Source organism: Paracoccus sp. J56 (genome assembly GCF_019633685.1).
Taxonomy (GTDB): domain Bacteria; phylum Pseudomonadota; class Alphaproteobacteria; order Rhodobacterales; family Rhodobacteraceae; genus Paracoccus; species Paracoccus kondratievae.
The window spans coordinates 1-26,372 of the sequence record NZ_JAFL01000026.1; the positions used below are offsets into that span (position 1 = coordinate 1).

General features: G+C 62.6%; 27 protein-coding genes. 15 read left to right on the forward strand and 12 right to left on the reverse strand.

What is annotated here, in order from left to right; translation table 11 throughout:
- Positions 1-271: integrase core domain-containing protein (locus M511_RS15555; protein ID WP_139824593.1), on the forward strand; the 271-nt coding region annotated here is incomplete at its 5' end.
- 35 nt (positions 272-306) lie between these two features.
- Positions 307-591: an AbgT family transporter gene (locus M511_RS15560; RefSeq protein ID WP_254901067.1), complete on the forward strand. Its 285-nt coding sequence runs from the start codon at positions 307-309 to the stop codon at positions 589-591.
- A gap of 26 nt (positions 592-617) precedes the next feature.
- Here M511_RS15560 and M511_RS15565 read toward each other — a convergent pair whose 3' ends face one another.
- The gene (locus tag M511_RS15565) at positions 618-1,256 is read right to left on the reverse strand and encodes a DsbA family protein (RefSeq protein ID WP_085502682.1); all 639 of its coding nucleotides are present in this window, start codon (positions 1,254-1,256) and stop codon (positions 618-620) included.
- 161 nt (positions 1,257-1,417) lie between these two features.
- On the opposite strand from M511_RS15565, the gene M511_RS15570 reads away from it, so the two are divergent.
- The gene (locus tag M511_RS15570) at positions 1,418-2,119 is read left to right on the forward strand and encodes a L,D-transpeptidase (RefSeq protein ID WP_176224567.1); all 702 of its coding nucleotides are present in this window, start codon (positions 1,418-1,420) and stop codon (positions 2,117-2,119) included.
- 30 nt (positions 2,120-2,149) lie between these two features.
- Here the strand turns inward: M511_RS15570 and M511_RS15575 are convergent, their stop codons facing one another.
- Both M511_RS15575 and M511_RS15580 read right to left on the reverse strand, forming a co-directional pair.
- The gene (locus M511_RS15575) at positions 2,150-3,517 is read right to left on the reverse strand and encodes a sensor histidine kinase (RefSeq protein ID WP_085502684.1); all 1,368 of its coding nucleotides are present in this window, start codon (positions 3,515-3,517) and stop codon (positions 2,150-2,152) included.
- Positions 3,514-4,194: a response regulator gene (locus M511_RS15580; protein ID WP_010394287.1), complete on the reverse strand. Its 681-nt coding sequence runs from the start codon at positions 4,192-4,194 to the stop codon at positions 3,514-3,516. The genes M511_RS15575 and M511_RS15580 overlap by 4 nt, the downstream gene beginning before the upstream one ends.
- A 95-nt stretch (positions 4,195-4,289) precedes the next feature.
- Here M511_RS15580 and dsbD point away from each other — a divergent pair, with 95 nt between their 5' ends.
- From dsbD to M511_RS15600, 4 genes are read left to right on the forward strand one after another with little or no spacing between them, the layout of a single operon-like run.
- Positions 4,290-6,059, forward strand: coding sequence for a protein-disulfide reductase DsbD (gene dsbD / locus M511_RS15585; protein WP_085502685.1), 1,770 nt, complete (start codon positions 4,290-4,292; stop codon positions 6,057-6,059).
- Complete coding sequence (locus M511_RS15590; protein WP_085502686.1) at positions 6,056-6,868, forward strand: TlpA disulfide reductase family protein; 813 nt, start codon at positions 6,056-6,058, stop codon at positions 6,866-6,868. The genes dsbD and M511_RS15590 overlap by 4 nt, the downstream gene beginning before the upstream one ends.
- Positions 6,869-6,877: 9 nt before the next feature.
- The gene (locus M511_RS15595) at positions 6,878-7,525 is read left to right on the forward strand and encodes a DsbA family protein (RefSeq protein WP_085502687.1); all 648 of its coding nucleotides are present in this window, start codon (positions 6,878-6,880) and stop codon (positions 7,523-7,525) included.
- A gap of 36 nt (positions 7,526-7,561) precedes the next feature.
- Positions 7,562-8,191, forward strand: coding sequence for a DsbA family protein (locus M511_RS15600; RefSeq protein ID WP_085502688.1), 630 nt, complete (start codon positions 7,562-7,564; stop codon positions 8,189-8,191).
- 91 nt (positions 8,192-8,282) lie between these two features.
- Here M511_RS15600 and M511_RS15605 read toward each other — a convergent pair whose 3' ends face one another.
- Positions 8,283-8,723, reverse strand: coding sequence for a MarR family winged helix-turn-helix transcriptional regulator (locus M511_RS15605; protein ID WP_227493509.1), 441 nt, complete (start codon positions 8,721-8,723; stop codon positions 8,283-8,285).
- A 142-nt stretch (positions 8,724-8,865) separates the two neighbouring features.
- On the opposite strand from M511_RS15605, the gene M511_RS15610 reads away from it, so the two are divergent.
- Entirely contained in the window at positions 8,866-9,312 is a 447-nt protein-coding gene (locus M511_RS15610; RefSeq protein ID WP_010394295.1) for a hypothetical protein, read from the forward strand.
- A 58-nt stretch (positions 9,313-9,370) separates the two neighbouring features.
- Here M511_RS15610 and M511_RS15615 read toward each other — a convergent pair whose 3' ends face one another.
- The 6 genes from M511_RS15615 to M511_RS15640 form a co-directional block, all read right to left on the reverse strand.
- On the reverse strand, positions 9,371-10,321 hold the full coding sequence (locus M511_RS15615; RefSeq protein ID WP_085502690.1) for an ABC transporter ATP-binding protein: 951 nt from the start codon (positions 10,319-10,321) through the stop codon (positions 9,371-9,373).
- Entirely contained in the window at positions 10,318-11,310 is a 993-nt protein-coding gene (locus M511_RS15620; protein ID WP_010394297.1) for an ABC transporter ATP-binding protein, read from the reverse strand. Before M511_RS15620 ends, M511_RS15615 begins: the two co-directional genes overlap by 4 nt.
- Before the next feature lie 3 nt (positions 11,311-11,313).
- On the reverse strand, positions 11,314-12,192 hold the full coding sequence (locus tag M511_RS15625) for an ABC transporter permease (RefSeq protein WP_029371640.1): 879 nt from the start codon (positions 12,190-12,192) through the stop codon (positions 11,314-11,316).
- A gap of 3 nt (positions 12,193-12,195) precedes the next feature.
- Positions 12,196-13,167 (reverse strand): ABC transporter permease, encoded by a 972-nt coding sequence (locus M511_RS15630; RefSeq protein ID WP_010394303.1) that lies wholly within the window; start codon positions 13,165-13,167, stop codon positions 12,196-12,198.
- A gap of 18 nt (positions 13,168-13,185) precedes the next feature.
- Positions 13,186-14,778 carry an ABC transporter substrate-binding protein gene (locus tag M511_RS15635; protein WP_029371642.1) on the reverse strand — a complete coding sequence of 531 codons (1,593 nt, stop codon included), beginning with the start codon at positions 14,776-14,778 and terminating at the stop codon, positions 13,186-13,188.
- Between the two features lie 104 nt (positions 14,779-14,882).
- On the reverse strand, positions 14,883-15,827 hold the full coding sequence (locus M511_RS15640; protein WP_029371644.1) for a LysR family transcriptional regulator: 945 nt from the start codon (positions 15,825-15,827) through the stop codon (positions 14,883-14,885).
- Positions 15,828-15,932: 105 nt separating this feature from the next.
- Between M511_RS15640 and M511_RS15645 the strand changes: the two genes are divergently transcribed.
- Complete coding sequence (locus M511_RS15645) at positions 15,933-17,567, forward strand: amidohydrolase (RefSeq protein ID WP_085502691.1); 1,635 nt, start codon at positions 15,933-15,935, stop codon at positions 17,565-17,567.
- A gap of 2 nt (positions 17,568-17,569) precedes the next feature.
- On the forward strand, positions 17,570-18,478 hold the full coding sequence (locus tag M511_RS15650) for a CobW family GTP-binding protein (protein WP_085502692.1): 909 nt from the start codon (positions 17,570-17,572) through the stop codon (positions 18,476-18,478).
- A 371-nt stretch (positions 18,479-18,849) separates the two neighbouring features.
- On the opposite strand, the gene M511_RS15655 is transcribed toward M511_RS15650, so the two are convergent.
- Complete coding sequence (locus M511_RS15655) at positions 18,850-19,452, reverse strand: nitroreductase family protein (RefSeq protein WP_010394313.1); 603 nt, start codon at positions 19,450-19,452, stop codon at positions 18,850-18,852.
- A gap of 136 nt (positions 19,453-19,588) precedes the next feature.
- Positions 19,589-20,233 (reverse strand): TetR/AcrR family transcriptional regulator, encoded by a 645-nt coding sequence (locus M511_RS15660; RefSeq protein ID WP_010394315.1) that lies wholly within the window; start codon positions 20,231-20,233, stop codon positions 19,589-19,591.
- 190 nt (positions 20,234-20,423) lie between these two features.
- Here M511_RS15660 and M511_RS15665 point away from each other — a divergent pair, with 190 nt between their 5' ends.
- The 5 genes from M511_RS15665 to M511_RS15685 are packed head-to-tail and all read left to right on the forward strand — an operon-like array spanning position 20,424 to position 26,327.
- Positions 20,424-22,637, forward strand: coding sequence for a TonB-dependent receptor (locus M511_RS15665; RefSeq protein WP_085502693.1), 2,214 nt, complete (start codon positions 20,424-20,426; stop codon positions 22,635-22,637).
- 3 nt (positions 22,638-22,640) lie between these two features.
- Positions 22,641-23,651, forward strand: coding sequence for an ABC transporter permease (locus M511_RS15670; RefSeq protein WP_269468785.1), 1,011 nt, complete (start codon positions 22,641-22,643; stop codon positions 23,649-23,651).
- Positions 23,648-24,598 carry an iron chelate uptake ABC transporter family permease subunit gene (locus M511_RS15675; RefSeq protein WP_085502695.1) on the forward strand — a complete coding sequence of 317 codons (951 nt, stop codon included), beginning with the start codon at positions 23,648-23,650 and terminating at the stop codon, positions 24,596-24,598. The genes M511_RS15670 and M511_RS15675 overlap by 4 nt, the downstream gene beginning before the upstream one ends.
- Positions 24,595-25,371 carry an iron ABC transporter ATP-binding protein gene (locus tag M511_RS15680; RefSeq protein ID WP_010394326.1) on the forward strand — a complete coding sequence of 259 codons (777 nt, stop codon included), beginning with the start codon at positions 24,595-24,597 and terminating at the stop codon, positions 25,369-25,371. The genes M511_RS15675 and M511_RS15680 overlap by 4 nt, the downstream gene beginning before the upstream one ends.
- Positions 25,368-26,327: a siderophore ABC transporter substrate-binding protein gene (locus M511_RS15685; protein WP_010394328.1), complete on the forward strand. Its 960-nt coding sequence runs from the start codon at positions 25,368-25,370 to the stop codon at positions 26,325-26,327. Before M511_RS15680 ends, M511_RS15685 begins: the two co-directional genes overlap by 4 nt.
- The last annotated feature ends 45 nt before the right edge of the window (positions 26,328-26,372 follow it).

Genomic DNA, 26,372 nt, shown 5'->3' on the forward strand with positions numbered 1-26,372 from the left:
CTTCACCACCACGCTGAAGGACGCCGGCATCCGCATCTCGATGGACGGGCGCGGCCGTTGGATGGACAACGTCTTCATCGAGCGGCTGTGGCGCAGCCTCAAATACGAGTGCGTCTTCCTCAACGCCTTCGAGACCGGAAGCGAAGCCCGCAACGGGATCGGTTCATGGATAGCCTACTACAATGAGAGACGCCCGCACTCGACCTTCGGCGGCAGGACACCCGACGAGGTCTATGCTACGGCGGAAATGACGGAGCGACTGGCGGCATAGAAACCAACCCGATCCACCTTAGCCAAGCCGCCAAACTGTCTCACCAGGCGGGTCCACCTCTTGGTGTCCATCCGGCGCTGACGCAGGCGATCCACCGTATGGGAGGCAGTGTCGCCAACCCGCTGACTCCGCTGAACGCCTTTTTTCCTGTGCTGCTGGGATTGGCGCAGAAATATGACCGCAATGTGGGGATGGGGACAATCTTCAGCGCGATCATCCCCTATAGCATCGCCTATTCGCTGGGATATCTGATCCTGATCGTCCTGTGGTATTTTCTGGATCTGCCGGTCGGGTTCGGCACTCCCGTCAGCTATCCGTAAAGGATCGGCGCGCAGTTTGCGCTGGGCTAGGCCCCGCGCACCTCTGCGATCATCGACCTGAGCTCGTCCAGGGATTGCTGGCCGAACGCGCCGAAGTCCCCGGCGATGTAGGTGGGTGTTCCGGACAGCCCCATGTTTTCGGCCAGAATCCAGGAATGCTCGATCTGGCGGGCGATATTGATGTCCTCCATGTCGCGGCGCAGCTGACCCATGTTGAGGCCGACCGAGCTGGCGGTGGCGATGGCGCTTTTGTCATCCGCCGGACCTTTGATGCGCATCAGGCTGGTGTGGAACTGCCAGAACTTTCCCTGTCGCAGCGAGGCGAGTGAGACTTTTGCACAATAAAGTGATCCGGCACCAAAGACTGGCCATTCCCGCAGCACCACCCGCAACTGCTGATCCTCAAGGATCAGCCGGTGCAGGTCAGCGACCGAAGCGCGGCAATATGGGCAGTTATAATCAAAGAACTCGGTCAGCGTCACATCACCAGAGGGATTGCCCAGAACTGCGCCCAGCTTTTCATGTTCAAGCGCCTGACGCAGCCCGTCAGGCATGGGATTTTCCTGTGCAGAGGCAGGGATGCCGGTGATGATGACGGCTCCTGTCGCAAGGCCGGTCTGCAGGAATTCGCGCCGGTTGCGAGAGGGGAGTGTTCTGTCTGGCATGGGCCTGTCCTTCTGCGATCTGGAGCGCATTGATAGGCGGCGGGCCTTAACCAAGCCTTAAGCGCAGAACTGTTCGCGCCTGATCACCCTTAAGCTGGTGTTAAGCTTTCTCGCCCATTCGGGCGCGGGATCCGATACCCCGAACGACTGGAGCGTGAAATATGAATCAACCTTGCCACCAACCCCCGCATGATCCGCGCCGCAAAACGGCGACTGTGGATGGCACAGCAAGCAGACGTGCGTTTCTGGGCGGGCTGATCGCCGGAGGGCTGGCGCTGCCGCGGCTTGCATCGGCTCAGGCCATTGATCCGACGACGGGGCAGGCCGTTTATGGCTCGGCGGCTGCCGGGCAGGCGCCGGATGTGGGCGTCTATCAGATCGACCCGACCAAAGACAGCCGCCGCAACCTGTCTTCGTTCCGCAATCGGCATTGGAGCGAGTTCTACCCCTCGCTTGGCAAGGGGGTCATTCTGGCGGACATCTCATCGCGTGCGCTGCATTACTGGTCGGGCGACGGGAACACCTATCTGCTGTTCCCCTCTTCGATCCCGGTGTCGGAAGAGCTGACCAAGCGCGGCCGGACCGAGGTGGTGCGCAAGGCCGAGAACCCGACCTGGACGCCAACCCCCAGTATGCGTCAACGCGATCCCAGTCTGCCGCAGCGGGTCGAAGGCGGGGCGCCGGACAATCCCTTGGGGGTCTATGCCCTGTATCTGTCCTGGCCGGCCTATCTGATTCACGGCACCCATGATACGCGCAAGATTGGCCGTAAATCCTCAAGCGGTTGCTACGGGCTTTATAACGAACATATCGCAAGGCTTTACCCGCTGGTCGAGATCGGCACGCAGGTCACCATCTTCTGAGCCTGCGCAGCGGGCGACCCCCAAATGTGATCAGGTGGTGCGGGGTGCGGCGGGCAGGATCAGTTCTGCCCGCTCTCCGCCATTGTGGCGCGGGGACAGGCGCAGCTCACCCCCCATCGTCCGGACCGCGGCGGCAACGATCGAAAGGCCCAGCCCGCTGCCGCCGCCCGAGGGGCTGGACGCACCGCGATAAAAGCGTTCGATGACATGAGGGCGGTCTGCCTCGGCAATACCGGGGCCGCGGTCCAGCACCGCAAAGCGTACAGTGTCGCCGTCCCGCAATAGCCGTGCCTCGACGCACGCGCCTTTGGGCGAGGCGAGGATTGCATTTTCCAGCAGGTTACGCAGTGCCGGTGCCAGCAGGGCTGCCTGCGTGGTGCGCCACTGGGTTTCTCCGGTCTCAAGCCGCAGGGTGACGCCGCGCGATTGCGCCAGAATCACCAGCGCATCGGCGACATCGGCAAGGATGCGCGCGCCTTCTTGCGGGGGTGCGCCGCTGTCGATGGCGTTCTCGGCCGCTGTCATATCAAGCAGTTGGCGCACCATCCGGTCAGTGCGGTCCACCCCGCGCGCGATCTGCCCCAGCGCCCGATCCCGGGTTGCCGTGTCCGGGGCCATTGCGGCGACTTGCGCCTGCGTTTTCAGCCCGGCCAGCGGGGTTTTCAGTTCATGTGCGGCAAAGGCGGTAAAGCTGCGCTCGCGCTCGCGCAGCCCCTCGACGCGCTGGAACAGGCCGTTCAGTGCCTCGATCATCGGGCGCAGCTCCGAGGCTGCATCGACCTGACGCAGCGGGCTTAAATCGGTCGCCGGACGGCGCGACAGCGCCTGAGTCAGCCGGTCAAGCGGCGCCAGCCCGCCGCGCACCGCCAGCCAGATCAGTACCGCCAGCAGCGGCAGGATCAGCAGGGCGGGTGCGAGCAGTCCCATCGCGACGTCATGCACCAGCCGTTCACGTATCGAGCGTGCATCGCCCACCATGACGCGCACGCCCATCTCGCGGTCCACATGGGTATAGACGCGCCAGACCTCGCCGTCGGCCTCGCGCTCGCTGAACCCTTCCTGCCGGGCAAGCTGGCCCGATGGCGCGCCGTCGGATTCGCTTTTCAGTTGGCCGTCAAAGCCCCAGACCTGACAGATCAGCTGTCGGGCATAATCATGCGGTCCGGTGCCTGCCAGGGCCGGGGCTTCATCGACCAGCATAGCTGCATCGGGGGCGGCGATGCCGCCGTTGCGACGGATCAGCGAGGCGACCATGCGGGCCGATTCCTGCAGGCGGCGGTCCAGAACATGGCCGACCTCGACCCGCGTCGAATGCTGAATCCAGCCCATCGCAGATAGCCAGATGATGCCGGTGGCGACCAGCAGGATCACGAACAGCCGTTTGCGGATCGAGTTCATGCCCCACCGTCCTGTTCGCTGGGCTTGCCCAGCCGATAGCCTGCCCCGCGGACCGTTTCGATGAACGAGGGGCCAAGCTTGGCGCGCAGCTTGTGGATATGGACCTCGACCGTGTTGCTCTCTACTTCGGCCTGCCAGCCATAGAGCCGCTCTTCCAGCACCGATTTGGCAAGGATCGCGCCGGGGTGTTCGATCAGCGCCTGAAGAATGGTGAACTCGCGGCGCGAAAAGGGGATATCCGTACCGTCGCGCCTGCCTTGCATGGTGGCCGGGTCCAGCTGCAACCCGTTCCATTCGATCACTGCCGCCGCCCGGCCCTCTTGCCGGCGCAGCATGGCGCGCAGGCGGGCGGCGAGTTCCGCAAGGTCAAAGGGCTTGCCAAGGTAATCGTCCGCCCCTGCATCAAGGCCTTGTACCCGGTCGCGTACCTGATCGCGCGCCGTCAGCAGCAGGATTGGCAGGCGCGACCCCGCGGCGCGCAGCTCGGCCAACAGGTCCAGACCCGAACCATCGGGCAGCATGATGTCCAGCACCATGCCGGCAAAGCCGCCACCCGTCAGCGCGGCGCGGGCATCACCCAGTGTTCCGACCGCATCGGCGGTGAATCCGGACAGGCCCAGGCCGACGCTTAACCCGTCTGCAAGGGCCGGATCGTCCTCGACAATCAAGAGGCGCATGGTTTTCCCCGCAATTCGTGACGATCACGCTATCGTTGATAAAGCTTAAGGTGGGCTTAAGGTCGCGTCTTTAGCCAGAGCCCATGATAACGAGATTGTTCCCCGCACTTGTGGCGCTGCTGATCGCGGTCCTTGCCGCCAGCGCCGCCACTGCCCAGTCCCACAAGGCGCCTTTGCCGCCGCATGAGGCCTTTGCCCTTTCCGTCAGCCACGATGGAGAAACAGGGCTTTCGCTGAACTGGCGCATCGCCGAGGGGTATTATCTTTATCGCAGCGAATTTTCTGCCGAGGCGGGCGGCCAGAGCCTGCCGCTTTCTTTGCCTGGGGGCGAGGTTCACGATGACCCCTATTTCGGCACGGGCCAGATCTATCGCGACGCGGTCTCGGGCCGGCTTGAAAGGATGGATCGGCCGGTGACCCTGCGTTGGCAGGGCTGTCAGCAGGATGGTATCTGCTATGCGCCACAAACCGCGCGGCTGGACGCTACGGGCAAGCTGATGGCAGGCGATGCCCAAGCAGGCGCGGGGTGGAGGCCGCAGGCCGCTGGCCCCGGGCTGCGGCTGACGCTGGCGCAGGATCAGGGGCTGGTGCAGGGGCTTGCCCTGCGCGGCGGGGGTGCATTGGTCATCGCGGCTTTTCTGGGCTTCGGCTTGCTGCTGGCCTTTACCCCTTGTGTCTTTCCTATGCTGCCCATCGTCGCGGGCATGCTCGCCGCGCAGGGTGAAAGTCTGACCGCGCGGCGGGGTCTGTTGCTGACCAGCGCCTATGTGCTGGCGATGGCGGTGGCCTTTGGTCTGCTCGGTGTGGCTGCGGCGTGGTCGGGGGCGAACCTGCAACTGGTGCTGCAATCGCCCGCCGCGATCGCTGTCATTGCGGTGCTATTCGTGGTGCTGGCCCTGTCGATGTTCGGCTTTTACGAATTGCACCTGCCGCAGGCGCTGTTATCCCGCCTTGGCCGGGCCGGGAGCCGTCGCGGCTCGGTCGGGGGGGCTATGGTGCTGGGCCTTACCTCGGCGTTGATCATTGGCCCCTGCGTGACCGCGCCGCTGGCCGGGGCGCTGATCTATATCGCCCAGACCGGAGATGTCATTTTAGGGGCTGGGGCGCTGTTTGCGCTGGGGCTGGGACAGGGGCTGCCGCTGCTTGCTATCGGGCTTTTTGGTCCGCGCATCCTGCCCCGCAGCGGTGGCTGGATGGAGGGCGCGAGACGCGCCTTTGGCGTGATCTTTCTGGGCTTTGCGATCTGGCTGGCGGGGCGGGTGCTGCCGGGTCCGGCGACGCTGGCGCTTTGGTCGGCCCTGCTGGTCGGGATGGCGGTCTTTCTGGGTGCGCTGGACCGGCTTGAATGCGATACGACGCGTACGCGGCGGCTTGGCGCGGCTATGGGGGTGCTATTGCTTTTCGCCGGGTTGGTTCAGGGTTTTGGTGCGGCGCTGGGGGCCGGTGATCCCCTGGGCCCGCTGGCGCCGCTTGCGGGACGGGACGTGCCCGCTCCGACCAAGGCAGGGCCACAATTTGCCGAGGTCTCGACCCGTGACGAGCTTGGCCGTGCCCTGACCGCGGCTCAGGGGCGTCCGGCGCTGGTTTACATTACCGCTGACTGGTGCGTGACATGCCGCGCCATCGAGCGCGGGCCTCTGGCCGATCCCGCCGTTCATGCCGCGCTGGCTGATCTGGCACCGATCCGGCTGGACGTTACCAGCTTTAACGCCGAGGCACAGGCGCTGATGCAGGATCTGGCTGCTGCTGGCCCGCCGACGATGATCTTTCTGGATCCTTCGCGGGCTGAGGCTTCGGGCAGCCGGCTGATCGGCGCGATGGACAGCGCCGCGCTGCTGGCCTCGATTGCGAAGATCGGGCTGTGAATGCGATCTCGATCGGGCCGTTGGTCCTTGACGGCGCACGCTTTGCCGCCGTGGTGGCGTTTGCCCTGTTCTTTGTGCTGGCTGAGGTCGCAGCGCGGGCAAAAGGGCGCGATGCGGTGCGCTGGCCAATTATCGCGGCGCTGGTCTGGGTTCTTGCCGCGCGGGCTGGCTTCGTCCTTGCGAACTGGTCCAGCTTTGCCAGCCATCCGCTGGACGCGTTGAAGCTGTGGCAAGGCGGCTTTCTGCCTGCTGCGGGCTGGGTCGCTGGCGCAGCCCTGCTGCTGTTTATGCTTTTCCGCCGTGTGCACGGCGCGGGTCTGGCGTTGGTTCTGGGCGGAGCGGTCGCCTTTCTGGCGCATCAGGTCGTCATCGCCGCGCTTCCGCGTCCTGTGCTTAGCGTGCCTGATATCCAGTTGCTGACGCTGGATGGAAAGGCGGTGCAGCTTGCCGGGCGCGGCCGCCCGTTGGTGCTGAATCTTTGGGCGACCTGGTGCCCGCCGTGCCGGCGCGAGATGCCGATGATGGTCGATCTGGCTGCGAATAGCCCCGGCATCGATTTCGCCTTTGTCAATCAGGGGGATGACCTGCGCCGGATTACGGGCTTTCTTGCTGCTGAGGGCCTGCCCGGACAGGGGATGATCAGTGACCCGCAAAGCCGGTTGATGGGAAAGCTGGGTGCTATCGGCCTGCCCTCGACGCTGATCTTTGACGCGCAGGGCAGGCTGGTCGCGTCCCATATGGGTGAGATTTCGCGTGCCGCCCTGACCCGCATGATTGCGCAGGCGGCAATGACCACGCAGCTAAGATAAGGAGACGTTATGAGTATCACCCGGCGCGATATTCTTGCCGCGACCACTGGCCTTGGCATTTCCGGTCTTGCCACAGGGGCGTTTCTTTTGAGCCGCAGACAGGGTGCCAGCGTAAAGCCGACGCCCGATGCGGTGATCGACCAGGCGCTGCACGATCCTGACAACCCGGTGCTGGGCAATCAACAAGGCGCACTGACCGTTGCTGAATATTTCGATTACCAATGCCCTTACTGCAAGATGGGCCATGCCATGCTAAGTCGGGTGGTCCGCGATGAAGGCGATATCCGGCTGGTGATGAAGGACTGGCCGATCCTTGGCGCACCTTCGGTTCTGGCCAGTCAGCTGGTGCTCGGCGCTGTGTCGATGGGTCGCTATCATCAGGCCCATGACGCGCTGATGGCGACCGACGCGCGGCTGTCCCAGGATCAGATCCACGAGGTTTTGAACGCGGCCGGCATTGACCCCGGGACCGCCCTGACTGCCTATCGCGCCGAACGTGATCGGTGGGACGGGCTTTTATCGCGCAACTCGGCCCAGGCGGCGGGGCTGGGCCTTGGCGGCACGCCGGTCTTTGTCATCGGCGGAACGGTCTATCCGGGTGCCATGGACGAAAACCGCCTGCGTCGCGCCATCGCTGAGGCGCGAGGTCAAATCTAAGCTGAAACGCCCGCCACTTTATAAAAAGGAGATCCCATGCAACGCCGAAATCTGATCCTCGCGGGCGCGAGCCTGCTGTCGCTGCCGGTTCTGGGCCGTCCGGCCCTTGCAAAGAAAACGCGTGAGAACCCGATGCCCGAGGATCTGCGCAAGGCGCTTGAGCGTGACCCGACCTCGCCGGTTCTGGGCAATCCGCAGGGGGACATCACCCTGACCGAGTTCTTTGATTATAACTGCCCGTTCTGCCGTAAGATGGTCGATCCGATGCACCGGCTGATCACCTCGGACAAGAACCTGCGGGTCGTCTTTCGTGAATGGCCGGTTTTCGGCGAGGATTCGGAATTTGCCGCGCGCGCCTCTTTGGCTTCATTGCAGCAGGGGAAATACTGGCAGATGCATACCGCGCTGTTTCGCACCAAGGGCCGCGTGACCGAGGTTGCAACCATGCGCGCCGCGCGAGAGGTCGGTCTGGATATCGCCCGGCTTGAACGCGACATGGCTGCCGAACAGATCGAGCGCCATATTTCGATGAGCCATATGCTGGCCGAACATATGGGGCTGGTCGGCACCCCGACCTTTGTTGCGGGCGATGAGGGCGCCTTTGGCCAATACAGCCTCGCCGATCTGCGCGGGCTGGTGGAACGTGCGAGAGAAACCCTGGGGTAGGGTGTCGCCAAGGCTGATGCGCCGCTGACTATCCTGACAGGCAGGGATGCGGCGGCCTGACGGTGGTCGTCCCTGGGTGGGGCGATGATGGTCAGGACTGTCCTTCCTGATCAGCCTCGGCCTCCAGCCGTTCGCGCAGCGTGGCCATGACCCGGTGCGCGGTTCGGATTTCCTCGGCTGACAGGTCCTTTGCCAGCGCATTCACCCGGGGGGTATAGGCGTCGATTGCCGCTTCATAGGCTTGGCGCCCCTTTTCGGTCAGCACCACCAGTTGCGCGCGGCGATGGTGGGGGTTGGGCTGAAACTCGACGAGCCCTTCTTTTTCCAGATCATTCACTATGCGCTGAACGTTCTGACGGTTCGCGCCAAGATCGCGGGCGATCCAGGCCACAGGGCGTGACATTTCTGACAGAACGATTGCGCCCAGAACCTGCCAGCGTGCGCTGGTCAGGCCGAATGGCGCAACCAGCCTGTCCCCCCAGCCAAGCGTCAGGTTGTTCACGCGGAACATGGTCAGGATCAGCCCGGTCAAGGCTTCGCCTTCTGGAGTTGTCGCCTTTTGCTGCATTTTCCTCTCCGTGCTTAGGTTGACACTATGGTGTCAAAGATCTAATTGTAATTATAATACCAAATCGACATCATGATTACAATTTTGCTCTGTAAAGGAAAGCGTCATGCCAAAGATCATCCACCCTATCGCCGGATTAGTCGCTTTCCTGACGGTTGCAGGTTTCTGGCTTTCGACAGTGATTTCAGAGCTGTTTTTGGGTTTAGCAGCAGTTGTTGAGGTCAAGACCGCTATTCCATGGGGTTTTTTGCTGCTGGTCCCCGCGCTGGCCCTGACCGGAGGGACCGGGTTTTCCTTAATGCGAGGTCGCCGAGGCAGGCTGGCCGACGCAAAGCTGCGACGCATGCCGATCATTGTCGTGAATGGGTTGTTGCTTTTGATCCCGGCGGCGCTGTTTCTTGCCTTTAAGGCCAAAGCTGATGAGTTTGATGCCTATTTCTACATCGTGCAGGCGATCGAGTTGATTGCAGGGGCGGTGAATATCACCTTGCTTGGGCTCAATCTTCGCGATGGGTTAATGATGAAGGGCCGGTTGCGCCGTCGCAATGTGTAAATTGCGGCGTAACGCATTGGCTCTTTCACAAAGCTCCGTGCAGCTTGCAGGCAGCCAGTCAGGCCAGATGGCAGGCAACGGCCTGGCCGGGGGCAAGCTCGCGCAACGTGGGGACCCGGCTACGGCAGTCGTTGACCGCGATTGGGCAACGCGAGGCAAAGGGGCATCCCGGCGGCAGGTTGACCGGGCTTGGCGGATCGCCTTGCAGCCGTGCCCCGCCGCCGCGGCGCCGATGCTCGGGCGCAAGCGAGGGGGCGGCGGCGATCAGCGCCTGCGTATAGGGATGCCGGGGAGAGGCAAATATCCGCGCAGCCGACGCCTTTTCCACGATCCTGCCCAGATACATCACGGCGATCTCGTCGCAGACATGGCGGACGACGCCAAGATCGTGGCTGATGAACAGATAGGTCAGCCCGGTTTCCCGCTGCAATCGTCGGATCAGGTTCAGCACCTGGGCTTGCACCGCCACATCCAGCGCCGAGACTGGCTCGTCAAAAACGATCAGATCTGGTTTGGTCGCCAGTGCCCGCGCCAGCCCGATGCGCTGGCGCTGCCCGCCCGAGAACTGATGCGGGTACAGCGATTTCAGCTCGGGGCGCAGACCGACCTGAGCCAACAGCTCTTCGACCCGGGCATCGCGCTGGGGTGGCTGAAGCAGACCCAGCAGGTCCATGGGTTGGCGGATGATCCGCCCCACCCGGTCGCGCGGGTTCAGGGATGAGAAGGGGTCTTGAAAGACCATCTGAAAGCGTGGCCGGGCGCGGCGCAGCTCCTGGCCCTCGATGCGGCTGATGGGGATGCCGTCAAGGTCGATCTTGCCGCTGGTGATCGGGGCAAGGCGCATGACCGCCAGCGCAGTCGTGGTCTTGCCCGAGCCGGATTCACCGACGATCCCCAGTGTCTGCCCGCGTGGAATGTCAAAGCTGACGCCGTCGACCGCATGGATCGTGCCGCCACGCCCGGTCGGGAAATGCACCCTGAGGTCGCGGACGGAAAGAAGCTGGCTCATGCGGAAACCTCATTGGCTTGCAGCCGGATGCAGGCGGCCGAGTGGTCCCGGGACATCGCGACATGATGCGGCTGGGCTGCGTTGCAGGCCGGAACTGCCAGCGCGCAGCGCGGTGCAAAGGCGCAGCCCCGGCCAAGATCGGTCAGGGCGGGTACGATGCCCGGGATCTCGGGCAGGTCGGCGTCGGGATCGGCGTCGATGCGCGGAATGCTGGCAAGCAGCCCGCGCGTGTAGGGATGGCCGGGGTTGTCCAGAACCGCATCCGCCGGACCGCGCTCAATGATGCGACCAGCGTACATGACCGCGACCTTGTCCGCCATTTCGGCCACTGCGCCCATGTCATGGGTGATCAGAATGATCGCAGTGCCGGTTTTCTGGCGTAACTCGTCAAGCAGCGCAAAGATTTGCGCCTGCACGGTCACATCCAGCGCCGTCGTCGGTTCATCCGCGATCAGCAGCCTTGGTTCGCAGGACAGTGCCATGGCGATCATCACGCGCTGGCGCATCCCGCCTGACAGCTGGTGCGGATAGGCGCGGGCGCGCAGCTCGGGTTCGGGGATGCCCACGGCGCGCAGCATCTCGACCGCGCGGGCAAGCGCGGCCCTGGGGCTGACCTTTTGATGCAGGCGTACCGCCTCGGCGATCTGCTCACCGCAGGTAAAGACCGGGTTAAGCGAGGTCATGGGCTCTTGAAAGATCATGGCGATATCGCCGCCCCGGATCCGGCGCAGCTCAGATTGCCGCAACCGGGTCAGGTCGCGACCCTGAAACAGGATGCTGCCGCCGACGATCCTGCCCGGGGGTGAGGGGATAAGCCCAAGGATCGACAGCGCGGTCATGCTTTTGCCACAGCCGGATTCGCCGACAATGGCCAAAAGCTCACCAGCGGCGACGCTGAAGGACACGTCATCAAGGACATGGGCCACGCCGCGGCGGGTGACGAAATCGACCTTGAGGTTGCGGATGTCCAGAACGGGTTCGGTCATCATGGCTCAGCGTTCTCTCATCCTGGGGTTGAAGGCGTCGTTCAGCCCGTCTCCGACCAGGCTGATGCCCAGAACGGTCAGAAAGATCATCGTGCCGGGCAGGGTCACCACCCACCACGCGTCCAGCAGATATTCGCGTCCGGTGCCGATCATCAGGCCCCAGGACATGACATTGGGGTCCGACAGGCCAAGAAAGCTAAGCCCTGCCTCGAAAAGGATGGCCATGCCGATGGTCAGAGTGGCCGAAACAATCAGCGGAGGCAAAGCATTAGGCAGGATGACGCGCCAGATGATATTGCCGTCGCCCGCGCCGACCGCGCGCATGGCGCTGACATATTCCAGCGTGCGGATGCGCCGAAACTCGGACCGGGTCAGTCGTGCGGTCTGGGGCCAGCTGACGATGCCGATCGCCAGCGCCACGTTGATAAGTGTCGGCTGAAACAACGTGACCACCACCATGGCAAACAGCAGCGGAGGCAGGACCTGAAAGAACTCGGTGACGCGCATCAGCATGTCATCGACAAAGCCGCCGTAAAAGCCTGCGTAGGCGCCGATCACCACCCCGATCAGCATGGTGATCAGCGCGGCGGAAAAGCCGACGGCCAGCGTGGCGCGACCGCCCTCGATCAGCCCGGCAAGGATGTCGCGGCCAAGGTTGTCGGTGCCAAGCGGAATTGTCGCCTCCTCGCCCGGCGGTGTCAGCGGAGCCCAGACGATTTCGAACGGATCGACCTGATAGAGAAAGGGTCCGGCAAAGGTCATCAGTATGACCAGCCCCAGCAGCAACAGGCCAAGCATGGCGGCAGGGCTGCGGCGAAAGATGTCCCAGGCTTCGGCCATAGGGCCGCGGGCTGCTGGAACCGTGGTTCTGGCGGGCGCGGTCATGTCTTAGCGACCTCCGGCAAGGCGCGGGTCCAGCAGACGCGAGATGAAATCGGTCAGCAGGTTCGCGATGATGACGATCAGAGTGGAAAAGAACAGGATACCCATCACAGTGGGATAGTCGCGGGCCAGAATCGACTGAAAGGCCAACGTTCCAAGTCCTGGCCAGCTGAACACCGTCTCGACCAGGACTGCGCCCGAAATGATGGTGCCGAACTGCATGCCCGCGACGGTCACGACCGGCAGCAGGGCGTTGCGAAAGGCGTGGCGGCCAAAGACCTGCCGCTCGCTGACCCCCTTGGCGCGGGCGGTGCGGATGTAATCCGCGCCCAAAACCTCAAGCATCGCGGCGCGGGTCAGGCGGCTGTATTGCGCCAGATAGACCAGCCCCAGCGTCAACGCCGGCAGAACCAGATGATGGGCGATGTCCAGTGCACGGCCCAGCGGGCCACCCTGTTTCACCACGTCGATCATCCCGGCGATCGGAAACAGCGGTATGGTTGCGCCAAACAAGATGACGAGCATCAGCCCGGTCCAGAACACCGGTGCCGAATATCCGACAAGCGACAGCACCGTGACCAGTGCCGAGGCGATCCCGCGCGGATTGCGCGATGCCAGCATTCCCAGCCGCGTGCCTATGATCAGCGCAAAAGCCAGCGCGGTCGCCACCAGAAGCAGCGTTGGTCCAAGGCGCGACAGGATCAGTTCGGCCACCGGGCGATTGTAGAAATAGGAGGTGCCCAGATCGCCTTGCAACGCGCGGCCCAGATACAGGGCCAGCTGGGTCAGTACCGGCTTGTCGAGCCCGTATTGCTCGCGGATCGCGGCCATGACCTCGGCATTGGCTCCGCCCATTTCACCGGCGATGACCTCGGCCGGATCACCGGGGGCAAGCTGGATCAGCAGAAAATTCAGGACCAGGACCGCAAGGATCAGGGCCGCTACGTAAAGCAGCTGCCTGAGGATAGCTTTGAACATCTCGATTGCCTCTGCCGGTTATTGCTTCAGCCAGACCTCATCCATCGGCCCCATCGCCCCCCAGATCGAGACGGGCGGGTTCTGCACCGCCTGAGACCAGACCGTGTGATAGGGAATCTCATTAAGGAAATGGATCGGGATGTCGGCGGTGATCTGTCCAAACGCCTGGGCGTAAAGCTGTTTGCGCTTGGTCAGGTCCGGTTCGTCCCCGGCTGCGTTCAGGAGCTGGTCCACCTCTTCGTTGCAATATTGCTGGGTGTTAGACCAGATGATCCCCTGTCGGATGTTCGAACACAGATAGGTTCGGTTCACCCCGATCACCGGGTCGCCCCAGTTGAAGACCAGATCCATCGTCATATCGAAATCATAAGAGGACACACGCTGTGCCCAGGTCGGGAAATCCGGCGAGGCGCGGACCGAGACCTCGACCCCCGCCTTGGCCAGCGCCGCCTTGACATATTCCGCAACCGAACGCTGCTGCTCGTCAGTGTCGGGCAGATAGTCGATGCGCAGTTTCAGCGTCTGCCCCCCTTCGCCAAAGCCTGCCTCGGTCAGCAGAGCCTTGGCCTTGTCGAGATCAAAGTCATAACGCTCGACCTCTTCGGTAAAGAAGGGACTGTCCCGCACGACCGGCTCGATCGCGGGTTTGGACAGGCCTGAATGCAGGGCCTTGGTGATGAAATTGCGGTCGATGGCGTAAGCGATGGCCCGACGCACGCGCACATCGGACAGGGCGGGGTGCTTGGTGTTGAAGGCGAGCCAGTTTACCGGACCGATCCCGGCATAACCCTGATCGCTGATGGTCAGGCTGCTGGATTTCTCAAGCCGCCGGATCAGTCGGGTCGAGTCGAGCATCGGGAAAAGCTGCGCCTCGCCCGATTCAAGCGCCAGCACGGCCGAGTTCGGATCCTGATACTGGCGGATGACGATCCGATCCAGATAGGGCCTGTCTTTGAGGAAAAAGCCATCGTGACGCTCCAGGATGATATGCTGCCCCGGCTCGAAAGCCGTTACCTTGAAAGGGCCCGAGCCGACGGGCATGTTGTTTTTCGGGTTCGACTTGATGTCCTGCCCATCGTCAAAGACATGTTTGGGCATGATCGGTGTCAAAGCCGATGACAGCACCAGCAGGATCGCGGGATGGGGCTGCGTCATGCGGATGACAACGGTCTGCTGGTCAGGCGCCTCAAAGGTCTCGGCCGGCGCGAGCATGCTTGAAAACGGGTGGTTTTCCTTGACGACGCCCAGCGACCAGATCACGTCCTCGGCGGTGATCGGCTGGCCGTCATGAAAGGTCGCGCCGCTGCGCAGCTTTAGGGTCAGAACCTTGCTGTCCTCGCTGAACGACCAGCTTTCGGCCAGATAGGGCTGAGGCTCGAAATCCTCACCATAGCGCAGCAATGTGGCAAAAATCTGTGCGGCGGGGACGGCGGTTGCGATGCCCGACTGGACGGCGGCATTCAGGTGGCGTGGTTTTTGCACCGAGGCGACGACCAGCGTGCCACCTCTTTGCGCCTCCTGCGCAGAGATGGAGGGGGCGGTGCCAAGTGCGGCCAGGGCGACCGCGCCGGCCAGCAGGAACCGACGTGAAAAGGCAGGGCTCGGGATCATCTGAATCTCCTGTTGGTCGCGCGCCAAATTCTGTGGTGGCGCTGCATCCAATGGATCGGCCATAGGCGGCCTTTCCGGCAAATGCATTTTTGCGCCAGAATTCCTCAGAAATCTTGTGGAAGGTAGGGCCGCACAAAGGCGCGGTCAAATTCCCCGCGCATCGCCTGCATCTCGCAAGTAGCTATAATCGCTTCGCAAACTGGCGACAGTTGTACGTCACGGCGAGTCAGGACCCCCGCGCGGGGGGCGTCATGTTCGCCCGCCAGCGGCAGCCGGACCAGATCGCCCCGGGCATAGGTCTGCTTACTCATTGGGCGGATGTTAAAGATCCCGTAACACATTCCGGCGGCGATCAGCGCCCGCATCATGTCGGTCGAGCGGGCTGAATAGACCACGTTCGGTTTCAGCCCCCGCGCCGAAAAAAGCTCCATCAGGTAGCGCCGCGACATGTCGAGATCCAGCACCACCAGCGGTTCGGGCGCCAGTTGTTCCAGCGTGACGAAACGTCCGCTGGCCAGCGGATGAACCGCGGGCAACGCTGCATGGGGATGGGCAACGAAAAGCGGCAGGAAGCGATAGGTCATGTCGTTAGCCATCCCATAGCAAAAGGCGAAATCGGCGTCACCCGTATCGACGGCGCGGGCGAGCTCTTCCCAGTTCCCCTCGATCACCTCGATTGCCAGATTTGGGTAACGTTCGCGAACTTCGCACAGGATGGTCGGCAGCAGGATCGGTGCCAGCGGCGTGAAACAGGCGATTCTGGCGGTGCCGTCGATGCGTTGCTCAAGATCGGTGATCTTGCCGTCGAAACGCGACTGCGCTGCCAGCAAAAGGCGGATCTCGTCGATGATCTTGCGGCCAAAGCTGGTTGCTGCAATCCCGCGTGAGGGCACGCGGGCAAAGATCGGCTGGCCCAGCTGTGCCTCGATATGGTCGATGGCGGCCGCGATGGATGAGGGCGAAACTGCCAGCCCCTCGGCTGCGGCAGTGATCGATTGGTGCCGCTCGGCCGCTTCGATGTAGTGCAGGTGTTTCAGCGTATAATGCATCGAACCCTCATCAAAATAGCGGAAATACCCCGAAATTATGCATTTCACACAGGATCTTTGTCACGGCTAATCTGCTCTGAACGCCGCATCTGACGGAGAAATTTCATGATCCCGACCGTATTTTCAGCCCGCCGCATCATCACCATGGACCCATCCCGGCCCGAGGCCACGCATGTCATGGTGTCCAGTGACGGGCGCATCCTTGCGGTCGGCGGACCCGAAGAGATGCGCGGTCGTGGAGAGCTGCGCTATGATGAGCGTTTTGCCGAAAAGGTACTGATGCCCGGTTTTGTCGAAGGTCACGCCCATATGATGGAGGGTTCGGTCTGGCGCTTCACCTATCTGGGTCATTACGACCGCATCGCCCCGGATGGACGGTTGTGGAAGGGGATCGGCAGCACCAATGCGCTGGTCGAGCGGTTGCGTGATCGGGCCGGGGAACTGGCCGACGGGCCGATCATCGGCTGGGGCTTCGATCCGCTTTTCGTGCCCGGAGACCGGTTGTCGCGGCTGGATCTTGACCGCGTATCGACCACGCGACCGGTCATGGTGCTGCATTCGAACGTGCATCTGCTGACCGCCAACAGCGTCGCACTGGAAATGGCCGGATATGACGAGAACACCGATATTCCCGGCGTTGTGCACACCGAGAATGGCGCGTTGCACGGCGAGTTGCAGGAAATGGGCGCCATGTTCCCGGTCATGCGCCGGGTCGGCGCAAGCTTTCGCTCATTAAGCGGCGATCCCGAGGCTGTCTGGAATTTTGCGCGCTCTGCTTGCCGGGCGGGGGTTACGACCTCGACCGACCTTCTGAACGAACTGCCGGATGACACATTGGCCGACCTTTTTGCGATGACGGGTGATGAAGGCTATCCGCTGCGGCTGGTCCCCATGCTTTCGGCCATGTCTTTGCCGCCTGAGGCCGTGGCTGTGCGCGCAAAAGAGCTGCGGGCGCGTTCGACGGACCGGCTGCGGCTTGGCGGGGTCAAGATTGTCACGGATGGCTCGATTCAGGGCTTTACCGCGCAACTGAATGCGCCGGGCTTTCACAGCGGTATCGACAACGGCATCTGGAATATCGCCCCCGAGGCGCTGAACACCCTGGTGGATGAGCTGAACCGCGAGGGCGTCCAGATGCACATCCACGTCAACGGTGACGGCGCAAGCCTTGCCGCGATCGAGGCGCTGGAGGCGGCGCTTTCAGGCCATTTCCGCCCCGATCACCGCCACACCCTGCAGCACTGCCAACTGGCCGACCGCGCCCAGTTGCGCCGCATCGCTGCGCTGCAATGCTGCGTGAACCTGTTCGCCAATCATCTGTATTACTTTGGCGACAAACATTATGAGGTGACCGTCGGCCCCGAACGCGCCTGCCGCATGAACCCCTGCGCCAGCGCGCTTGAAATGGGGATTCCGCTGGCGATCCACTCGGACGCCCCGATCACGCCGCTGGCACCGCTGGTTACGGCATGGTGTGCGATCAACCGCCTGACCGACAGCGGCCGGCAACTTGGCAGCTCGGAACGGATCTCGTTGGACGCGGCGCTTAACGCCATCACGCTGGGTGCCGCCTATACGCTGAAGCTTGACGGAGAGCTGGGCTCGGTCGAGGTCGGCAAACGTGCCGATTTCGCCGTGCTTGAGGATGACCCGTATGTGCTTGGCCCCGAGAGTCTGCGCGAAGTCCGGGTCTGGGGCACCATTTTTGGCGGCAAGCCGGTTCAGGCGGGTTCGTTCTGAACATGGCACCTTTGCCGGTCAATATCCTCTGCGGTTATCTGGGGGCGGGCAAGACGACGCTGCTGAACCGCCTGCTTGAACAGCGGCAAGAGCGTATTCTCGTCATGGTCAATGATTTCGGCGATATAGCGATTGACGTGTCACTGATTTCACTCCGCTCAGCGGATACGATCCAGCTTAGCAACGGCTGCATCTGCTGCACGATGGGCGGTGGGCTGTTCGAGGCCTTTGAGCGGGCCCTGCGGTTTGGCAACAAGGTCGACCGGCTGGTGATCGAGGCAAGCGGCGTTGCTGAACCCCGGCGGCTGGCGAGCTTTGCTTTGGCCGAGCCGGATCTGGATTGTCGGGCGGTGGTGGCGGTGACTGACCCGCAAACGCTGCCCGAACGACTGGCTGACCCGCGGATAGGCAAGGTCGTGGAAAGCCAGATCCGCGGTGCCGACGCCGTCTTTTTGTCACGTGCTGATATCGCCTCCCGTGTATCCATGCGCCGGGTGGCAAGGCTGACTGCCGGGCTGAACCCTTTGGCAAGCCAGCATCGTGCGCTGGATGGGGTCTTTATGCAGGCGCTGGCTGCGCCCCATGATGGCCGCAGCCTTTCGGCGCTTGCGCCCGAGCGTGATCATCAAAGGTTGTTTGCCAGCCGCACCATCGCACTCGGCCCCGCGCCCGAACGCGGGCGGCTGGCCGAGATCATCGAACGGCATCGGCACGCGGTTCACCGGCTTAAGGGCTATGTCCGATGCGCGGGGATCGAGCGCCCCCTTCTTGTACAACTCGCAGGTGGCGCGCTGTCGCTTGATCCTGCCGCGCTGCCCGAGGGTATGCAGGTGAACCGGCTGGTCGCAATCTCGCCCGATGCCAAGGCTTTGGCGCGGCTTGAGGCTGATCTGGGCTTGGCGGTGGCTTAAGAATGTCGCCGCGATGATCCGTCCCTGCTGGCCGAAGTCGGCTTAGCGGTTGCGAAATAAGGGCTTTCGCTTTTCAGCAAAGGCGTTCATTCCGTCGCGGCGATCCTCGGTGGATTTCCTGTCCGGCCAGCGCCTTGTCCGGCAGTATTTCCCTGAACGGCTGGAGGTGCGCGACCACCTGCCTTTGGCCGCCTTCGGGAACATCCGGAAATTTGTGCCGCGAAATGAGCTGCGGGCGGAATGCGAGGCTGCCAGGAATTGTCCTGCATCACGGCGGCAAACGGCTGGTCAGCGTGATGCAATGCGGTGGCTGGGGCGGGCCACCTGAACCGTCGGGGAAAGTCGGGGGCGGCAGCCGCCCCCGCTAAGGCTTACCTGCCCAGTGTGACGAAACGCTTTTCATCCTCGATGAATGTCTTTTCATCCGGCGCGGCTTCGTTCGAGCCGAAGGGCATCTGGGCGATCAGTTTCCAGCTGGAAGGGATGCCGAAGGCCTGCGCCAAAGCCTCATCCGCGATGGGGCTATAGTGCTGCAGGCTTGCGCCGATCCCTTCTTCGGCCAGCGCGGTCCAGACTGCCAGCTGGGCCATCCCCGCCGAGTTGCTGGAGAAACCCGGGAAGGCATCCGCATAAAGCGGAAAGCGTTCTTGCAGGTCGCGGACCGTGTCCTGATCTTCATAGAACAGTACGGTGCCGGCACCGGCGGCAAACCCCTTCATCTTGGCCTCGGTCGAGGCAAAGGCGTCGGCGGGGACGATCTTGCGCAGCTCTGCCTCGATCAGCGACCAGACTTTATCGCTTTCCGCGCCGAACAGGATGACAGCGCGCGAGCTTTGCGAATTGAAGGACGAGGGCGACAGGCGGATGGCCTGTTTGATCAGGGCTTCGACCTTATCCTGAGAATGGGGCAGGCTCTTTCCAAGTGCATATTGGGTCCGCCGCTGGGCAAGCAGTTCGATGGTCTTGTTGGTCATTATGGATCATACCTTACTAAGATCCGCCGGGGAGGCTGGATGATTGCCGCCTAGTTCTGCCCCGCATCACGGGCGGCGGCAAGCCTTGGCCCCCAGATATTGGGAGGCTGCATGAAATGGCGCAAGCTGTGGGGTTTCAGCCCTTCTGGTATCCGGCTGTCGCCTCGACCGGATAGGGAAAGCTCTCGATCTGATCGAGGATGGACATCGCCCCGATGATCAAGGCGCGAATTCCGTCGCGGTGCTCGGGGTCGATCGGGTTTTCATCCGGGTCAGTTGGTGCGTCGCGTGCGGTCCGGGGCAGCACCGTATCGGCGACGGCGACGCAATGGAAAGCGATGGTCAGCAGCAGCCAGCGGGATTGTGCAAAGGTCAGCCCGCATGAAAGCATCATCGCCTCTTGATGCGCGACGATTTTTTCGGTCATCGCGGGGGTGATCATGTCGCCGCGCAGCAGATAGGGGGCGATGCCCGGATGAGCAGCGACAAGACGCCAGATCGATTCCGCAAACCCGGTCATATAGGTTTGCAGGTTCTCGCGCCTCGCTTGGGCAGGCGGGGGAAACTGCCAGCGCAGAAATATCTCTTCGGCGATCAGGCGGCGCAGCTCTTCCAACCCCGAGACATGCTTGTAAAGGCCCATGTGGCTGACACCCAGCCGGGCTGCGACCCCGACAAAGGTCAGCTCTGGCAGGCCGATGGCGATGCCGGCATTGGCGATACGTTCGCGCGTGATGGTCGGCGGGCGGCCACGGGGTGCGGCAGGGGTGTCCGAATTCATGGCGTTCCTTTCTGGTCTTGATGGGGCGGCCACGCAGGCGCGCATAGAGCATATCGCCTGTCGTTTCTAACCAAATCTGGGCTCTTCATCTGACCAAAACATTAAGTTGACTGTTTTTGTAGGTTGGTTTACAGGCCATCTCCGAATTTAGTTGAGATATATGCAACTAAATACTGCGGGGACAATGACCATGAAGAATTCCAACATGATACCGGGCGAGACTGGCCGCGTTCGGACCGTCGCCCGCCAGCTGTGGGTGACGACGATGCTGGCCGGGCTTGCGCTTTCCACTGCTGCCGCTGCGCAAGAGGCGCCTAGCGGCGCGGCAGAGCCGGCAGAAGGTGCGGCGATCCGGCTGAACACCATTGTCCTGCGGGCCAAGGGTGGTACGGCCCCCGCCTATTCCGGCGGTCAGGTGGCTGCCGGCAGCGGCGTCGGTATCCTGGGCAACAAGGACTTTATGGAGACGCCCTACAGCACCATCGCCTATACCGATGAGCATCTGCGCAACCGCGAGGCGCAGGATATCGGTTCGGCTATCGGCGGCACGGATCCTGCGATCTATGTTCCGAACAAGCGCAATATCTATGAGACCTATACGATTCGCGGCTTTTCCAGCTCGGCCGATGACGTGACCTTTGCGGGGCTGGTCGGGATGGCGCCGAACATGCGCGGCACCATCGAATTCGCCGAGCGGGTCGAGGTGCTAAAGGGGCCTTCGACCTTCCTTTACGGGATGCCTCCGGGCGGCAGTGTGGGTGGCGCGGTGGCACTGGTTCCCAAACGCGCGGGCGACGATCCCCTGACCCGGGTGACGACCTCTTACAGTTCGGACAGCCTGTGGGGCCTTCATGCGGATGTTGGTCGTCGGTTCGGCGCGAATAAGGAATGGGGCCTGCGCGTCAATGCGGTAACCCGCGACGGCGATACTGCGGTCGAAAACCAGAAGCATGGCGTCGATATGGGTTCGGTGGCGCTGGATTGGCGGGGCGAGCGGGCCCGCGCTTCGCTGGACTATTACAAGCTGCGCGAGGATATGAAGGGCGTGAACTATTTCGGCCTTTCGGCAGGCAGCGACGTGACCACCCTGCCCAAGGCGCGCAGTGGCGAGCATTCCTTGGCCGCGCCGTGGTCCTTTAACACCAATGAGACCGAGACCTTTGTTCTGCGCGGAGAGGTTGATCTTACCGACGATATCACCGCCTGGGCCGCATATGGCCGCCGCATCGGGGGATATGACGCGCTGATGACCAGCAGCACGCTGCTGAACAATGCCGGGGACATGACGGTCAGCGCCATCCGTTCGCGTCGCGACGGGACACAGGAATCAGCCGAGTTGGGCTTGCGCGGCAGTTTCATCACCGGTGCGGTCGGGCATGACTGGACCATTACCGCGACCCGTTTCGATTCCGGCAACACCTATAAGGATGCGCGGCTGGGAATTACCTCGACCACCAATATCGCCAATCCCGACTGGGGCCATGCCCCGGATCTAAGCGGCTATGATGCCAGCGGTCCGACCCAGATCATCAATCAGAAACTGACCAGCATCGGCGTTGCCGATACGATGAAGCTGTTTGACGACCGGTTGCAGCTGACCCTTGGCCTGCGTCATCAGACCGTCGAAAGCTCGAATGTGATGATCAGCCCCACGGGCGTTCGCACGACAAGCGCGAGCTATGATTCCAGCCGGACCTCTCCCGCACTGGCCTTTGTCTATAAGGCGACCGACCAGCTGTCTTTCTATGGCAACTATATCGAGGGGTTGAGCCCCGGGCAGGATGCCCCGGCAAACGCAGTGAACGCGGGTGAGACCCTGCCCCCCTATCGGACGCGGCAGGTCGAACTGGGCGGGAAATGGGATCAGGGCGCATTTGCGACAACACTGGCACTGTTTCAGATCACCAAGCCAAGCGCCTATCTGGACCCCGTGACCATGGTCTATGGCGTTTACGGCGAACAGCGCAACCGCGGGATTGAACTGAACGTCTTTGGTGAGGTTGCACCCGGTCTGCGTCTGCTGGGCGGCGCGTCTTATACCGATGCCAAGATCACCAAGGCCAGCGTTTCAGAGAATGAAGGCAGGAAGGCGGCGGGAACTCCGGCCTTTATGGCGAAACTCGGGGTGGAATATGACGTTGCCCCGGTGCCCGGCCTGACGCTGACCGGTGCCCTGAACCATACGGGCAAGCGTTATGCCAGCAACGACAACACCTTGTCGCTGCCCGCCTATACGGTACTCGACATCGGTGCCCGGTATGAGGCCGAAATAGGCGGCAACCCTTTGACGGTCCGCGCGACGATCCAGAACGTCACTGACAAGGCCTATTGGGCCGGTGGCAATCTTGCCGGTGGCTATGGTGCGCCGCGGACCTTCCTTTTGTCAGCCAGTATGGATTTTTGATCCATGGACAGGCCTGTAGCCCCCGCAGCCGGGCCGGGGGCAGGTAACGATTGTCGCCCCTGGCGGCGGCGCGGTATGGGCCGGGCCCTGCCGGGGGCGTTGTTTGCCGCCCTTTGCCTTGCGTCGCTGATGGTCGGGGCAGGGCGGATGGAACTGGCGCAGCTGACCACGTTTTCGGGTGAGGCATGGCTGACTTTGACCGCCAGCCGTCTGCCAAGGCTGGCGGCAGTGGTGTTGACCGGCGCGGGGCTTGCTGTCTGCGGCGCGGTTCTGCAACAGATCCTGCGTAACCGGTTTGTCGAACCCGCGACCACCGGCGGGCTGGAGGCAGCCAAGCTGGGCATTCTGGTCGCCCTGACCCTGTTGCCCGGGGCGGGGCAGGGTGTCCGTATGGCGCTGGCCATGGCGTTCTGCCTTGCTGCCAGCCTGATCTTTGCCGTGATTACCGCAAGGCTGCGTGCGACGGTACTCGTGCCGGTGGCGGGGCTGATGTATGGCAGTGTGCTGGGCGCATTGGCCGAATTCTATGCCTATTCCCGCAACTTTCTGCAGGGGATGCTGGGCTGGATGCTGGGCGATTTCTCAAAGGTCGTGCAGGGCAGCTATGAGGTCGTCTGGCTGGTCCTGCCGGTGGTCGCCGCGACCTATGTCTTTGCCCGCCGCTTTACCCTGATCGGCATGGGGGCAGAGGTCGCGGCAAGCCTTGGCCTTGGCTATCGCGCGATGGTGGTCCTTGGGCTTGTCCTCGTCTCGGCCACGGTGGCGGCGACGGTGATCACGGTCGGGGCGATTCCATTTGTCGGGCTGGTGGTGCCCAATCTGGTCTCGCTCTGGCGTGGGGATGACCTGACCCGCACGCTGCCAATGATTGCGGCAGGTGGGGCGATGCTGCTTTTGATCTGTGATCTTCTCGGGCGGCTCATCATCTGGCCCTACGAGGTGCCGGTCGGTCTGACGGGCGGCGGTGTCGGCGGGCTGATGTTTCTGTTTCTGATCCTGTGGGGCAGGCGATGACGGCGCGCGCGACTTTTGCCCTGACTGCGTTTGGTCTTGCCCTGCTGGCGCTGGCCTTTGTCCTGCAAGGCGCTGCGGCTGACCCGGTCTGGCTGATCCCCCGGCGACTGATGAAGCTTGCTGCGATGATCGTCGGAGGCTGCGCCGTGGCGCTTTCCTCGATCAGTTTTCAGACTGTTGCAGGCAACCGGATCTTGACCCCGGCGGTCATGGGATATGAGGCAGTCTATCTGCTGCTGCAATCGGTCCTGGTCGTGACGCTCGGGGCCTCAGGCCTGACCCTCTGGGGCGGCAGCGGGGGCTTCCTGCTCTCGATCCTGTTTATGCTGGGCTATTCGCTTACCCTTGACCGCTGGCTGTTTCGCGATGGGCGGGCGGACCTGTGGATGCTGATGCTGGTCGGTTTGGTCCTGACCATGGTGATCGGTACCGTCACGCAATTCCTCCAGTTGCGCATCAGCCCCGGAGAGTTCGCGATCTTTCAGTCCGCCGCGCAGATCTCGTTTGAGCGGGTTGAGCCCTGGCGCCTGATTGTCTCGACCATCCTGTTCTGCGTGATCTGTCTGGCGGGCTGGCGCGGGCTGCCGGCCCTTGATGTGCTGGCGCTTGGCCGGGATCAGGCGATGTCGCTGGGCATTGATCATCGTCGTGCGGTGCGCAGGCTGCTTATGCTGATCGCGGTGCTGGTCGCGGTATCGACCAGTCTGATCGGCCCCACAGCCTTCATGGGGATTTTCGTCGCCAACCTTGCCTATGCACTGGCGCCGGGCGCAGGTCATCGCCTGACCCTGCCCATGGGCTGCGCTATCGCTGTCGGTATGTTCCTGCTGGCGCAACTGATGGTCGAACGCCTGTTCGATTATCGCACCACGGTCGGCATTCTGGTCAATCTTGCCTGTGGCGTCTGGTTTCTGGCGCTGATGCTGCGCCAAAGGAGCATGATATGATCCTTCTGACCGACATCGGCAAAAGCCACGGTACGCGCGCCGTCCTGTCGGGGATCACTGCGCGGTTTCCAAGGCAAAGCCTTACCTCGATTATCGGGCCGAACGGCGCGGGGAAATCGACGCTGCTGATGCTGATCGCGCGTCTGGCCGAACCGGGTTCAGGCCGGATCACGCTTGGCGGTGCGGATATCGCCCGCATTTCCCGGGCTGAATATGCCCGGCGCGTTGCCACGTTGCGCCAGTTCCCCGCCATCGAGTTACGCCTGACGGTCGAGGAGCTGGTCGCCTTTGGCCGCTTTCCCCACAACCGTGGCCGTCCGACCGCCGAGGATCGCCGCGCCACGGATGAGGCCATTGCATTTCTGTCGCTCGATACAATCCGCAAGGCGCGGCTTGATGAGCTTAGCGGAGGTCAGCGGCAGATGGCTTTTCTGGCCATGACGATTGCCCAGCAGACCGATTGCCTGCTGCTCGATGAGCCGCTGAACAATCTCGACATGCGCCACGCGCTGCGGATCATGCAGGCGCTGCGCTCGCTTTGCGACGATCTGGGCCGGACGGTCGTTGCGGTGATCCATGACATCAACTTTGCTGCCAACCATTCTGACCAGATCATCGCGCTAAAGGACGGCAGGCTGCATTCCTCGGGCACGGTCGATCAGGTGGTGACCGAGGCCGGGCTGCGCGATCTCTATGGCCTTGATTTCCACATCCTGCCGCGCCCGCATGGCCGGCTTTGCGATTACTTCACCCCGAAAGGAGAAGCGGGATGAGCCGATCCCCCCGACTGCGCTGCGGCGCCCCCCTTTTGCTGGCGCTTGCGCTGGCGATCCTGCTGCCCGGTCCTGCCAGCGCCGAGGCTGTGCCCTTTGCCCCGATTCAGGTCGAACATGCATTGGGAACGACAAGCATCGAGCATCGGCCCGAAAAGGTCGCGGCACTTGACATGAATGAGCTTGATTTCCTGGACCAGCTTGGCGTGCCGGTTGCGGGCACGGCCAAGGATTATGTGCCGCATTTCCTTTCGAAGTACCGGGAAGATCCGGCGGTTGCGGATCTGGGCTTTATCGTCAAACCCAATGTTGAAAAGATCCATGCCCTGCGCCCGGACCTGATCCTTATCACCTCGCTACAGGCGGAACATTACCGCGAGATGAGCCGCATCGCCCCGGTCCTGCATTTCGATGTCGATTACCGCGATAGCGGGGCGGGCCATATCGAGGTCGTGCGGGATCACTTCCTGCTGCTCGCCCGGATTTTTGGCAAGGAGGGGCGGGCGCAGGAAAGGCTGGCTTCTCTTGACGCAAAGCTGATCGCCCTGCGCGACCTGACCCGCGACCGTCCTGAGCGTGCACTGATCGTCATGCACAACAACGGTGCTTTCAGCGCCTTTGGCCCGCATTCACGCTATGGTTTCGTATTCGAAACCTTCGGGGTCAGACCTGCCAATGACGCGGCAGAGACCGGGGTTCATGGTCAACCCGTGACCAGCGAATTCATTCAGGCCACCAACCCTGACATCATTTTCGTGATTGATCGAACCGCGGTGATGGAGCATCGGTCCGTTCTGGACCCCGAGACCATCGGCAATCCGCTGTTGCGTGAAACCAACGCCTGGAAAAAGGGCAGGGTGATCCTTGTCGATCCCGAGGCCTGGTATGTGACCGCAGCCAGCATCACGCCGCTGGAAATCATGATCGACGACGTAAGCCGCGCCTATGCGCATTAAATCCGCACCGGGCGAGGGTCCCGAAAACCGCAAAAGGCAGGACCG

Excerpts from the sequence above, each read along its gene's own strand:
- M511_RS15650 (WP_085502692.1), top strand. The coding sequence starts at position 17,570 with ATGGCACCTTTGCCGGTCAATATCCTCTGCGGTTATCTGGGGGCGGGC.
- M511_RS15610 (WP_010394295.1), top strand. The coding sequence starts at position 8,866 with ATGCCAAAGATCATCCACCCTATCGCCGGATTAGTCGCTTTCCTGACG.
- M511_RS15580 (WP_010394287.1), bottom strand. The coding sequence starts at position 4,194 with ATGCGCCTCTTGATTGTCGAGGACGATCCGGCCCTTGCAGACGGGTTA.
- M511_RS15615 (WP_085502690.1), bottom strand. The coding sequence starts at position 10,321 with ATGAGCCAGCTTCTTTCCGTCCGCGACCTCAGGGTGCATTTCCCGACC.
- M511_RS15630 (WP_010394303.1), bottom strand. The coding sequence starts at position 13,167 with ATGTTCAAAGCTATCCTCAGGCAGCTGCTTTACGTAGCGGCCCTGATC.
- M511_RS15600 (WP_085502688.1), top strand. The coding sequence starts at position 7,562 with ATGCAACGCCGAAATCTGATCCTCGCGGGCGCGAGCCTGCTGTCGCTG.
- M511_RS15620 (WP_010394297.1), bottom strand. The coding sequence starts at position 11,310 with ATGATGACCGAACCCGTTCTGGACATCCGCAACCTCAAGGTCGATTTC.
- M511_RS15645 (WP_085502691.1), top strand. The coding sequence starts at position 15,933 with ATGATCCCGACCGTATTTTCAGCCCGCCGCATCATCACCATGGACCCA.
- M511_RS15665 (WP_085502693.1), top strand. The coding sequence starts at position 20,424 with ATGAAGAATTCCAACATGATACCGGGCGAGACTGGCCGCGTTCGGACC.
- M511_RS15680 (WP_010394326.1), top strand. The coding sequence starts at position 24,595 with ATGATCCTTCTGACCGACATCGGCAAAAGCCACGGTACGCGCGCCGTC.
- M511_RS15575 (WP_085502684.1), bottom strand. The coding sequence starts at position 3,517 with ATGAACTCGATCCGCAAACGGCTGTTCGTGATCCTGCTGGTCGCCACC.
- M511_RS15675 (WP_085502695.1), top strand. The coding sequence starts at position 23,648 with ATGACGGCGCGCGCGACTTTTGCCCTGACTGCGTTTGGTCTTGCCCTG.
- M511_RS15625 (WP_029371640.1), bottom strand. The coding sequence starts at position 12,192 with ATGACCGCGCCCGCCAGAACCACGGTTCCAGCAGCCCGCGGCCCTATG.
- M511_RS15655 (WP_010394313.1), bottom strand. The coding sequence starts at position 19,452 with ATGACCAACAAGACCATCGAACTGCTTGCCCAGCGGCGGACCCAATAT.
- M511_RS15640 (WP_029371644.1), bottom strand. The coding sequence starts at position 15,827 with ATGCATTATACGCTGAAACACCTGCACTACATCGAAGCGGCCGAGCGG.
- M511_RS15685 (WP_010394328.1), top strand. The coding sequence starts at position 25,368 with ATGAGCCGATCCCCCCGACTGCGCTGCGGCGCCCCCCTTTTGCTGGCG.
- M511_RS15670 (WP_269468785.1), top strand. The coding sequence starts at position 22,641 with ATGGACAGGCCTGTAGCCCCCGCAGCCGGGCCGGGGGCAGGTAACGAT.
- M511_RS15595 (WP_085502687.1), top strand. The coding sequence starts at position 6,878 with ATGAGTATCACCCGGCGCGATATTCTTGCCGCGACCACTGGCCTTGGC.
- M511_RS15660 (WP_010394315.1), bottom strand. The coding sequence starts at position 20,233 with ATGAATTCGGACACCCCTGCCGCACCCCGTGGCCGCCCGCCGACCATC.
- M511_RS15565 (WP_085502682.1), bottom strand. The coding sequence starts at position 1,256 with ATGCCAGACAGAACACTCCCCTCTCGCAACCGGCGCGAATTCCTGCAG.
- M511_RS15635 (WP_029371642.1), bottom strand. The coding sequence starts at position 14,778 with ATGATCCCGAGCCCTGCCTTTTCACGTCGGTTCCTGCTGGCCGGCGCG.
- M511_RS15570 (WP_176224567.1), top strand. The coding sequence starts at position 1,418 with ATGAATCAACCTTGCCACCAACCCCCGCATGATCCGCGCCGCAAAACG.